Source organism: Streptomyces syringium, assembly GCF_017876625.1.
In the GTDB taxonomy this organism is placed as follows: Bacteria; Actinomycetota; Actinomycetes; order Streptomycetales; family Streptomycetaceae; genus Streptomyces; species Streptomyces syringius.
The window spans coordinates 2,400,596-2,411,412 of sequence record NZ_JAGIOH010000001.1 but is presented as its reverse complement, the minus strand read 5'-3'; the positions used below and the strand labels follow the sequence as shown (position 1 = coordinate 2,411,412).

The window sequence follows — 10,817 nt, the reverse complement described above, 5'->3', positions numbered from 1 at the left end:
CTCCGTTTCTGTGTGCGTGGAACCCCCGTGGCAGGGGTCCCGGTCTCAGGCGGCCCGCAGGAAGCCCGGTGAGACGGGATTCATCGCCTGATAGGTGGAGACGTAGAGAACCTCGGGATCCTCGCTGTCGTCGTGCCCTCCGGCGCGCACCACGGAGAACTGGAAGCCGCGCACCTCGGAGACGTTCGGGGCGTCCCGGATCTGCTTCCTGATGAACTCGGCGAGGACCCGGAAGGGCGGCGATCCGGTGGGGTCCTCGCCCTTGGCGATGTTCTTGATGATGGCGCTGCAGATGTCGAACACCGCCTTTTCCGTACGGCGGGACGAGAACCAGAAGGCCTGGATCATCCTGCGGTCCTGGATCAGGTCGAGTTCGATCCAGGGCGACGTCTCACGGCTCTCGTCGAGCGTGCGGTAGAGGTAGTGGTAGTCGTGCGTCGCGGGGTTCGGCGCGAAGAACTTCCAGTTCGGCACGAGGGAGAACAGGTCCTTCTCCCGCCCGCGCTCGAAGGCCGGATGCGGATGCTGCGCGGACAGCGTCGTCAGCAGCAGGGCCGCGCCCGCGAGCCTGGTCAGGGCGCCGGGACCGGTGAAGGCGTCCTTCAGCAAGGTGGTGGCGTTCACTTCTTCTCACTCGCCTTTCCCGGGAGTTCCCCGGCCGGGCCCCCGGCGGCCGGCGCGGCCTGGGGCATGCAGTGCCCGTCCACGAAGTCCGCGATGAGGTCCGCCGTGGTACGCGCGTGCCGGGCGTCGGTCAGGATCGTGTCGTGCCCGCCGCGCTCGACGACCGTGACGTCCCCGTGCCGGCCGGCCGTCCGGTGGGCCCGGACGATGTCGTGGTACATCAGCAACTGCTCGGGATCGATGTCGACCGTCACCTGCGCCGCGACGACCAGGCCCGGGGCCGGCACCGGGGGCAGGTCCCCTTCGAAGGACTGGAACTCCTCGCGCACGGCCTTCCACTCCCGGGCCGCCGCCGTCCACAGCCGTGAGTCGGCGTAGAGGGCGAACGCCTTGTCCCGGTAGGCGTAGGGCAGGTGGTCCACCCAGCGGGGGCGTGTCATCAGCGAGCCGAAGCCCAGCTTCGTCCACCGCGCCATGTCCGTCATCGAGTCGGTGAACAGCTCGCTGCCCTTGCGCTGCTTTTCCGACCGGATGAGCTGCCCCGGGTGCGAGGGGTCGAGATAGACGACGCCGGCCACCCGGTCACCGAGCTGCGCCACGGCCCGCCGGTTCAGCTCCGCGCCCAGGGAGTGCCCGACGAGCACCACCTTGCGGTCCTCGGGCAGGGCCTGGCGGATCAGGTCCTCCAGGTCGTCCACGGACTCCTGGATGGTGTACGGGGACTCCTTCACCCGGCGGCTCGGGCCGTAGCCGGCACGGGCGTAGGTCACCACGGGCTGGCCCCGGTCGAACGCCAGCCGCTCCACGATCCACGCGAAGTGCTCGGTGGTCGAGGCGAGGCCGTGGTTGAAGACGAGGACCGGACGGTCGGCGACGTCCCGGCCGCCGGTGTCGTACCGCAGGACATTGCCGTAACGCGTGGTGACGGTACGGGAGTTGGGCCAACCCTCCACGGCGCGGGCACGCCGCTGCGTGGCCAGCACGGCCGACGCGGTGACGCCGCCGGCCAGCAGGACCAGCGCGGTCTTGACCATCCGGTCGTCCCGGCCGGCGACCACCGGCAGCGTCCGGGGCGCGGTGGTGTAGGCGACCATGGGGTGCATCGCGGGGAACGCGGTCATGAAACGGCCCAGGCCCATGACGAACGCGTTGGCGATGTGGAAGCCGCCGGCCGCGCCGATCATCGGCCGGGTCAGCTTCCCGCCCGCCAGATAGACGACGGGGAAAAGACACTCCATCGCCAGGACCGCGTGCTGCGTGAGCTTGCTGGCCCGGGGGTAGCGCTGCGTCAGCCGGTACGCGCGCTCGAAGCCGTAGGTGCGGGTCCGCAGCACGCCGGGCAGGGCCGAGCCGTCACGCCATTTCTTGCCCGCCAGCTTCGCCCAACCGGACGTCGCGTAGGACATGTTGGCCTGGATCGCGAGATACCACATGAGGGCATCCTTGACCTGCGGGCTGTTCGACAGCCGGGCGAGGCCGGTGACCGCCTGCACCTGCGTGGCGACCTGGTCCGAGCCGTCCGTGCCGTATCGGTGGCGGGCCTGGAGCAGCGTGGTGGTGACGCCGAGGTAAAGGTTGCCCGCCGCCCGCCACCTGTTGTTCCCCGGCAGGAGCATCCCCAGGCTGCAGGCGGCGCGTGAGGCGTGCAGGGCCAGCGTGGTGCGCCTGCCGCTCACGGCGTCGGTGAGCCTCTGAACGGCCGGAATCTTGCTCTCCGGCGTCTGCTTCATGATTTCCCAGTCATTGAGCCCGCCGGGGCCCAGATTCCGGTGCTGATGAAGGTATTCCAGAGAAGAAGAAAGAGTGGAAAGGGCCGCAAGTCGTTCCGATATGCCGATTGCCCGGTCCCGGGAAATCGGAATCGGAGAAAATAGCGAAGAATTAAGCTTCTTTATCAGCTGCATGCCGAAAATTTGCTCCGCGTCGAATCGGCTGAGGGTAGAGTCGAGAGGCTGTCGGGCCGCGATTGCGCCGCGGCCCGACAGACCTCTCACCTCCCGGCGGACAGCTCCCGGAAGGCACTCTCGGAAGCCCGCAGGGCTTCCGGTCAGGTGGCGCTCAGTCCGGCAGGACGTCAGTCGTTGGCGCCGGCCTCGTACGCCTGGACGGTGACCCACGCGGCACCGGCACCGCCGGCGAAGCCCACGCCGAAGGCGACCAGGGCCGGGGTGGCCTGAATCGGCATCATCGCGCCGAACTCGCCATGGGTCTCGTCCGTCAGCTTCTCGGGGGTGACGGCGACAACGCTGTCGATAATCTTGCTCATCGCTTGTTTCCCTTCAGTGATGTTTATGGGGTGAAGGCTCAGCCGTTGACGCGGCCGGTGACGTACGCACCGACCACGGCACCGGCGCCGGCCACGGCACCGCCGACGTACCAGCAGGTGGCAACGGCCGCCACGGGGGTGGCCAGGACCGGACCGGCATCGTCCTGGTAGCCCTGCTCCAGCGCACCGAGGTCCTGCTCGTTCATGAACGCGGCGATCTTCTGCTCCATCGTGCTGTCCTCCGTCTCTTTATGGCGAGGTACTGCATACGGGATATTGCGTGGTGTTCCCCGCACCGGGACGCGGATACGGCCTTTCCCGACGGGAGCTGCGGGCAGAATCCCGCAAGGGAATGACGGGGATATCGGACCTTTGGACGCCGCATGCGTCACAGGGAGAATTGAATTCGTGGTGCGCTATCTCGATGGGACATGCGCGGCTTTGGGGTCCGGGTTCGGGGACCGAATCATCCCGGACGTCGGCCGGTAATCCATGCGTCGGGGTGTCAGCGCCTTCGAATAACTATTCGGTGGCGATCACCACACTAGCGGGCTGTGGATCAATGAGAACAGGCCATAAAGATTTCTGGCCGGATCCATAGCGTGCAGGCCGTCGTCGGCGCTACCCCCGGTACGGGCCCGACCTGGGCTTCTGCTGTCGGGGCCCGGCGCGCCCCGCGTAATGCGCGGGTAAAGGAGTGGCCGATTCCGCTCTCCCGAAAGTCTCCGGAATCCCTATTTTTCCAAGAAAACGGAAATATCGCTCGGGGGTGTTCGGGACCCCGAGCAGTTGAACGGGGGGTCGCGCGTCATCTGTCATGGTCGGACCGTGCGCTCACGGTCCGGCCGCCGAGGCGGCGTCGAAGGCGTCCGCCCGTGCCCTCAGCGCGCGTCGGCGGACGCGTCCTGCGCCCGGCGCAGCCTGATCAGCAGGGTCACGGCCCGCATGGTGAAACCGGCGGCCGCCAGGAGGGTCGCGCAGGTGAACAGCGCCGACTCCACACCGCGGCCGAGGTCCAGGAACAGCGCGGGGCTCGCCACGACGAGGAACAGCAGCGCGGCCACGGCGCAGCCGCTGGCGACCGCGTAGCTGATCTCCACCGTGATGGCGTCGCGGCTCTCCTGACGACGTGGTCCGGACATGCGCCGCCTCTCTCCCGGTACCTTCATCCCCGCAGTCTGTCATCCCGCGCGGTGGTGAGCGGGTGCAAGCCCCGATACGGGCGGGGCGGACACGGCCGGCGGCGCGTGGCCGGCGGGGCCTCGCGGCTTCACGCCGCGGGCGGCTCCGTCCTCGGGGACCGGTCGCAGCGGCCTGATTCATCCGGCCGGCCGGGCTGATCCGGCCGGTCCGGCACCCGTAGCAGCGGGCTGGTGTGGCGGCTGAGCCAGGCGCGATAGGCGGGGTTGGCCCGGATCAGCTGCTCGTACGCGTCCTGGAGGTCGCCGAACAGCGCGTCGAGGTCGGCCGGGGGCATGGAGCAGGGTCGCGACGCGAGGAAGAGCCGGGCGGCCAGGGGGTCGCCGTGCAGGGGGCGGAGCACCGTGCCGGGCGCCGGGTCGGCGGTGGGCTGGCAGGGGCGTACGGCCTCGCCGGAGGCGACGAGCTCGGCGGCGGTCGTGCTGTCGCGGACGTGCACGAGGCGGGGGTCGAACCCCGCGGAGGTGAACGCGCGGCGCAGCGCCGCGCACTCGTCGTCGGCCGTCGGGTCGACGATCCAGGGTTCGCCGGCGAGGTCCGGGAGCCTGATCACCGGCCGGTCCGCCGCCGGGTGGCCCGCGGCCAGGGCGACGAACCTCGGCTCGCGCGCGATGAGCATGCGTCGCTCCACCCCGGGCGGGACGGTCAGGGGGAAGCCGTCGAACTCGTGGACCAGGGCGACGTCGAGCTGGTTCGTCGCCAGCAGCTGGAGCAGGGTGTCCGCCGACACCTCTATATGGATCGTGGTGTCCGTGTCGGGGAGACGGGCGTGGACGCGGCCCAGCCAGCCCGTCACGGCACGGCTGCCGATGCTGCCGATCCGCAGGCGCGAGCCCCCCGAGCCCACCGCCGCGTCCCGGGCGGCCGTCACCAAAGCGGTCATCTCGGCCACGATGGGCCGCGCCCGGGACAGCACCGAGTGACCCAGCGGTGTCGGCCGGCTCCCCGTCTGGCCGCGGGTGAAGAGGAGGCCGCCGATGGCCCCTTCGATCCGGCTGAGCTGAGTGGTGAGGGAGGGCTGGGTCATGCCCAGCTGTAACGCCGCTTTCCGCACACTTCCCGCGTCGGCTATGGCCAAAAGCGCACGGAGGTGCCTGACCTCTAGCTCCACGGGGGGAGCATAACCGCGCCTCCTGCGTCACACCAGACACAGCCGGGGCAGGGTAGGTGATTACTCGGTGCTATGGCCACTTGGCATCATCCGCACCATTGATATCTCGTCAGAGACTCTCCGGGACCAAAGAGTTCACCCGACGCACCCCGGCCGCCTGTCCACCCCGTGCGGCCGAAGGTGCTCGGAACGAATGGAGTCCCCCACATGAACCGCTCCACGATGGTGCTCTCGGCAGCACTCGGCCTCGGACTGGCCGCGAGCATGACGGCCGTGCCCGCCTCCGCGGCGACGGCGCACACCGACCGGCAGTTCACGCAGTCCTCGTACGTCGGCTCGGCGGCCGAGGAGGCGAACAACAAGGCCTTCTTCGAGGCCGTGATGAAGTCCGCGAAGGCGAAGCTGGCCGCGAAGCCGGGCCTGCGCGCCGTGACCGTCACCTACGACGCCCGCAGAGCCCCCACCTTCGCCAACCAGATAGCCAGCAGCGCGCGGATCTGGAACAGCTCCGTGAGCAACGTCCAGCTGCGTGCGGGCAGCAACGCGGACTTCACCTACCGCGAGGGCAACGACTCCCGTGGCTCCTACGCGAGCACCGACGGCCACGGGCGCGGCTACATCTTCCTCGACTACCGGCAGAACCAGCAGTACGACTCCACCCGCGTCACCGCCCACGAGACCGGTCACGTCCTCGGTCTGCCGGACCACTACTCGGGCCCGTGCAGCGAGCTGATGTCCGGCGGCGGCCCCGGCCCGTCCTGCCGGAACGCCACCCCGAACAGCGCCGAGCGCAGCCGGGTCAACTCGCTGTGGGCCAACGGCATGACCGCGTTCAACAAGGACGCCTTCACCAAGGCGCACTGACACCGCACTGATCCCCGGGGTCGCGCGGGCGGCCGGCAGGGCGCCCGCAGGGGCGCACGCGCGACCCCGAAAGCGGCTCTCAAGTGGTCTCCCGTCGATCCGGCGGGGGCCCCCGGCGGCTTCTCCGCAAGATCACCAACAGCCCCTGGGTGATCTTCCGGACGATCCCGTGACGCACGACGGCGGCGGCCCGGCTCCTTCCCGGAACCGGGCCGCCGTCCCGTGCCAGCCCACCCGGGTCCGCCGAGGGCGCATACTGAGGCCAATGACGAAGCCAAGAGCGACCCGACGTTACTTGCCCACCAGCCCCTTCAACACCCCGCCCGTGACGCTTCCGGTCGAGCACTTCGCCGTAGGGGACCGCGTCACACACGACCGGTACGGTCTCGGACGGGTCATCGGCGTCGAGGACGGCATCGCCGTGCTCGTCGACTTCGCATCGCGCCAGGAGCGGATTCCGGGGCCCTTCACCAAGCTGACCAAGCTCTGACCGCACCCGTGGCGCCGCGATTCACCTATCCGGAGGTGGGAGCCACCGGGCGCGATCCGCTGCCCGGCGGGTACTCCCACCTCCGCGTCAGCACGCCCACGGGCCACGGCCGGGCCGTCTTCGAGGCGGCCGCCGACGCCGTGCTGACCTGGGGCATGCACCGGGCCGCGGGGGTGCGGATCGCCGACGGCACGCCTCCCGCCGCGTACGGCGTCACCGTGACCCCCGGCGTCGGCATCGGCCCCCTGCGGGTCTACGGCCCCTGCGCGGTGGCCTGGGCGTTACGGGAGGAGCGGCGGGCCGGCTTCGCGTACGGGACCCTGCCCGGCCACCCCGAGACGGGGGAGGAGGCGTTCGTCGTGACGATCGACGACGCGGGGGACGTGACGCTGACCGTCACCGCCTTCAGCTGGCCCGCGCGCTGGTTCACCAGGGCCGCCGGACCGCTGGTGCCCCTCTTCCAGCGGGCGTACGCGCGGGGCTGTGGACGCGCCCTGCGCAAGGAAGCCGCCCGCCGGACGATCCGGGGCTGATCCCGCCCCGCCCCCCTCCGGCCGCCCCCGCGCGCCCGCGTCCCACCGGCGTACGGAATGCCCTGTACCGCTCCACCGGCCCGACTGCGCGGGCCCGCTCGCGCGGCTTCGGTATCCGCGCGCTACCGCGACCGGACCCACTTCGTACGGCCGGCGCCGAAGCGGGCGCGCAGGGGTACGTAGCCGGTGCGTATGGCTCCGCCGGATACGCAGGGTGTGTCGGGCCGTGCCCGGTGTGTACGGGACCAGGACGTGTCCGCATAGTCGCGGCGTACGCCCGGAGGGCCGTGGCTCGCGGCGTCTGGTGCGTGCCGGGCGGTAGCCCGGTCACCCCCAGCGGGACCGGGCCTGGGGGTATTCCCACGGTGGCTGGGGAGCGTCGTGGGCCAGGACTTTGCGGACACACCCTACGGAGTCGTCGGTGCCTCGGCGGGCTGTGGGCGGCTCATGAGGAACGCCGCACCCGAGCCGGCGGCGAAGAGCGCGAAGACCGAGACGGCCGTGCCGAACCAGGTCGCCCCCAGCCATTGGCCGCCGAAGTAGCCGAGGCTCACGCTGTACGCCGCCCAGGTCAGACCCGCCAGCGCGGACCAGGGGAGGAACTCGGCGACCCTGCGGTGCATCACCCCCGCGCCGAGGCTCACCACGGAGCGCCCCGCGGGCGCGAACCGGGCCAGGACGACGAGCGGGCCGCCGCCGCGCAGCAGCGCCGTGCCCAGCTTGGCCTGGGCCGCGGTCAGCCGGCGGGAGCGGGAGATGGCGCGGTCGAAGCGGTCGCCGCCGCGCCAGGCGAGGCGGTAGGCGACCAGGTCGCCGAGGACGGAGGCGGTCGCGGCACACATCACGAGCGCGAACATGTCGGCGAATCCCGCGTGGCCCCGGGCGGCGTCGGCCGCCGCGTCGGCGGCGGTGCCCGCGGCCGCGGTGGCGGCGGTGATCACCAGGACCCCGCTCGGCAGCACCGGGAGGAAAACATCGAGGAGAACGGACAAGCCGACAATCACATAAATCCATGGCGTGGTGGCCAACGCCCCCAGCTGCTCCAGCACGTCCTGATCTCCCGGTACGGTCCCCCGCCGCGACGTCGCAGGGGAGCGGCAGGGGCGGCCTTCACAACCGTACAGCGTACGCCTGGGGCTCCTGAGGCGTGGGATCGGGGGGTTGTGATGTTGTGAAAGTCACGGGCCGTGAGTGGCTCCGGGTGCTCGCCGGAAGGGGGCCCGGTCATGCGCCAGGAGGGGTCCGGCGGTGCCGGACCCCTCCTGATGACGGGCGGTGCGGACGGCCCGGGGCCGCCACTGCGCGGTCAGACCGCGCTGGGGGTGCGCTGCGGAGCGGACGCCTGGGCGTCCTCGCCACCGGAGCGGGAGAACAGACGGTCCAGCGAGAGGGCGCCGGGACCGGTGAAGACGAGCAGGAAGAAGGCCCAGCAGAACATCGCCGAGGCCTCGCCACCGTTCTGTATCGGCCACAGGGCGCTGCTCTGGTGCATGTCGAAGTACGCGTACGCCATGGAGCCGGAGGCGATGAAGGCCGCGCTGCGGGTGCCGAGGCCGAGCATCACCAGGCCGCCGCCGACGAGCTGGATGACGGCGGCGTACCAGCCGGGCCAGGTGCCGGCGTCGATCGTGCCGCCGCCGACCGCGCCACCGAGGACGCCGAACAGCGAGGCGGCGCCGTGGCAGGCGAAGAGCAGGCCGACCACGACGCGGAAGGCGGAGAGGACGTAGGGGCGGGCGGCGTCGAGCCGGGCGGTGAGCGCCGAGGCCGAAGACGTGGGGGGCATGGGTGGGCTCCTCGTGGCGGGGACGGGAAGGACGAGGGCTCCAGGTTAGGTACCCCTAACGATACTTGCAAGTTCAAGTTTCTTATTTCATTCGAACGCGCGCCCTGGTATCCGGGGCCTCGTGCACGTCCTTGGCCGGGCCCTTGGCCGGGTCAGTGACCGTGGCCGTGTCGACCTCCATGTCCAGGACCGTGGCCAGCCGCTTCCCGGCGTCATCGGTCTCCGCGCGCGCCTGGTCGAGCCGCAGCCGGGCGGCGCGGCCGCGCAGCGTCAGCGTCATCAGCTGATTGCCGAACCAGGGACCGCCGCCGACCCTGTCCCAGCCGAACGGCGCCCGCCCCACCCGCCCGTGCCGCGTCAGCGCCCGCCCCAGCCACCGCCCCGGCCCGCTCCAGCCGAAGCGGAAGCCGAGCCGCACGATGGTGTGGATGTTGTTGTGCACCGGGGAGCAGGTGAGCTGGAGGACCCGGCTGCGGACGGCGTCCGGCAGGGCGGGCTCGGCGACGTACGCGTGGTGGACGTCACCGGCCAGCACACTGATCGTCGCGGGCGCGTCCGGTCCGCTGCCCGCCGTCGTGATCAGCTCGGTCAGCTCCGCGAACGACGCCGGGAACGCCGCCCAGTGCTCCAGATCCGCCCGCTGGCGCATGGTCTCGGCCACGCGCGCCCAGCGCGGACCGCGCTCCCCGGCGCACAGCGCCGCGTTCCACACCTCGGCGTCGTGCACCGCCGGTGGCAGCAGCCAGGGCAGCGACGAGCCGATGAGGAGGTGGTCGTACGAGCCGTGGCCGGCCAGCACCTCGCCGCGCAGCCAGTCCGCCTCGGCGGGGGCGAGCATCGCCCGCGCGCTCTCCCCGAGGACCCGGGTCGTACGGGTGTCGACCATCACCAGCCGTACGCGCCCGAAGTCCCGTCGATAGCTCCAGCGGGCCTCGGCCGGGTCGTCGTCGACGCGGGCGGCGAACTCCCGCAGCGCCTCGGTGCCGTCCGGGGCGGAGCCGACCGCCTTGTAGAGCTCGTCGCGGGCCAGCTCGTCGGGGGAGAGGTTGCCCAGGTGCTGGTACACCCAGTACGACATCAGACCGCTGACCGCCCGCTCCCGCCACCACGGCGTCGCCCGCATCCGGTCCCGCCAGGCCTCGCTGGTGTTCCAGTCGTCTATGACGTCGTGATCATCGAAGATCATCAGACTCGGGACGGTGGAGAGCAGCCAGCGGACCTCCGGGTCGCGCCAGGACTCGTCGTAGAGCCGGGTGTACTCCTCGAAGTCCGCGACCTGGTGCCACGGCGGCTCGGTGAGCGGGCGCCGCTCGGCGATCCAGCGCCGGGTGGCCTCGGAGGTCTTGTCCGCGTAGACCTGGTCACCCAGCAGCACGAGGACATCGGGCCGGTGACCGCCGGGGTCGTCATCGGCTTCCGTACGCGCCATGTCACGGGCCATGTCACGCGCCATGTCGCTCGCCAGGGTGTCGAGCGCGTCCGGTCCGAACGGGCCGAAGGGTTTCAGACGGGCCCGCGCGCCGACGCCTTCCGCCTCCGGGGGCGGCGCGGACCACCGGCAGGACCCGAAGGTGACCCGCACGGTGTCGTCACCGCCGCCGGCGCCGATCGCGGGCGTGCGGATCGTGCTGTCGGGGAAGGGCGACCCGGCGGGCGGCCACACCGGCTCACCGTCCAGGAACACGCCGTACGCCGTCTCGCTGCCCGGGGTGAGGCCGGTGACCGGCACCAGGGCGTAGTGGTGCCCGGCGACCTGCCAGGTGCGCGCCGAGCCGCCCGCGCCGTCGGCGCAGCGGACCTCCGCCTCGCAACTCCGGTCGCTCTCGACCCACACGGTGGCGCTCGTACCGCTCTGCCAGTCGACGTACCGCAGCAGCGGGCCCAGGCGCAGGGCTGCCGTCATGCCGGTCTCCCCTCCGTCATTCCGTACGGTACGAAACGAG

The 10,817-nt window shown here is 71.3% G+C and carries 12 protein-coding genes; 3 read left to right on the top strand and 9 right to left on the bottom strand.

Annotated features, from left to right (window positions below):
* Positions 1-45: 45 nt before the first annotated feature.
* From JO379_RS10670 to JO379_RS10645, 6 genes are all read right to left on the bottom strand, one after another.
* Complete coding sequence (locus JO379_RS10670) at positions 46-624, bottom strand: hypothetical protein (RefSeq protein WP_130877566.1); 579 nt, start codon at positions 622-624, stop codon at positions 46-48.
* The gene (locus JO379_RS10665) at positions 621-2,354 is read right to left on the bottom strand and encodes an alpha/beta fold hydrolase (RefSeq protein WP_209514738.1); all 1,734 of its coding nucleotides are present in this window, start codon (positions 2,352-2,354) and stop codon (positions 621-623) included. The genes JO379_RS10670 and JO379_RS10665 overlap by 4 nt, the downstream gene beginning before the upstream one ends.
* Before the next feature lie 344 nt (positions 2,355-2,698).
* Positions 2,699-2,890: a hypothetical protein gene (locus tag JO379_RS10660; RefSeq protein WP_130877564.1), complete on the bottom strand. Its 192-nt coding sequence runs from the start codon at positions 2,888-2,890 to the stop codon at positions 2,699-2,701.
* A 38-nt stretch (positions 2,891-2,928) separates the two neighbouring features.
* Positions 2,929-3,120 carry a hypothetical protein gene (locus tag JO379_RS10655; RefSeq protein ID WP_130877563.1) on the bottom strand — a complete coding sequence of 64 codons (192 nt, stop codon included), beginning with the start codon at positions 3,118-3,120 and terminating at the stop codon, positions 2,929-2,931.
* Between the two features lie 651 nt (positions 3,121-3,771).
* The gene (locus JO379_RS10650; protein ID WP_130877562.1) at positions 3,772-4,032 is read right to left on the bottom strand and encodes a DUF6332 family protein; all 261 of its coding nucleotides are present in this window, start codon (positions 4,030-4,032) and stop codon (positions 3,772-3,774) included.
* Positions 4,033-4,160: 128 nt separating this feature from the next.
* Positions 4,161-5,201 carry a LysR family transcriptional regulator gene (locus JO379_RS10645; RefSeq protein WP_209514735.1) on the bottom strand — a complete coding sequence of 347 codons (1,041 nt, stop codon included), beginning with the start codon at positions 5,199-5,201 and terminating at the stop codon, positions 4,161-4,163.
* Positions 5,202-5,408: 207 nt separating this feature from the next.
* Between JO379_RS10645 and snpA the strand changes: the two genes are divergently transcribed.
* From snpA to JO379_RS10630, 3 genes are all read left to right on the top strand, one after another.
* Complete coding sequence (gene snpA, locus JO379_RS10640) at positions 5,409-6,065, top strand: snapalysin (protein WP_130877560.1); 657 nt, start codon at positions 5,409-5,411, stop codon at positions 6,063-6,065.
* Positions 6,066-6,330: 265 nt separating this feature from the next.
* Complete coding sequence (locus JO379_RS10635) at positions 6,331-6,555, top strand: hypothetical protein (protein WP_130877559.1); 225 nt, start codon at positions 6,331-6,333, stop codon at positions 6,553-6,555.
* An 8-nt stretch (positions 6,556-6,563) separates the two neighbouring features.
* The gene (locus JO379_RS10630; protein WP_307841947.1) at positions 6,564-7,088 is read left to right on the top strand and encodes a DUF1990 domain-containing protein; all 525 of its coding nucleotides are present in this window, start codon (positions 6,564-6,566) and stop codon (positions 7,086-7,088) included.
* A 407-nt stretch (positions 7,089-7,495) separates the two neighbouring features.
* On the opposite strand, the gene JO379_RS10625 is transcribed toward JO379_RS10630, so the two are convergent.
* The 3 genes from JO379_RS10625 to JO379_RS10615 all read right to left on the bottom strand — a co-directional run bounded on the left by JO379_RS10625 (position 7,496) and on the right by JO379_RS10615 (position 10,777).
* Positions 7,496-8,137, bottom strand: a complete 642-nt coding sequence (locus tag JO379_RS10625; protein ID WP_130877558.1) for a DedA family protein — start codon at positions 8,135-8,137, stop codon at positions 7,496-7,498.
* 257 nt (positions 8,138-8,394) lie between these two features.
* A complete protein-coding gene (locus JO379_RS10620; protein WP_130877557.1) occupies positions 8,395-8,874 on the bottom strand; it encodes a DoxX family protein in 480 nt (159 codons plus the stop codon).
* Between the two features lie 82 nt (positions 8,875-8,956).
* Positions 8,957-10,777 (bottom strand): alkaline phosphatase D family protein, encoded by a 1,821-nt coding sequence (locus JO379_RS10615; protein WP_209514733.1) that lies wholly within the window; start codon positions 10,775-10,777, stop codon positions 8,957-8,959.
* Between the last annotated feature and the right edge of the window lie 40 nt (positions 10,778-10,817).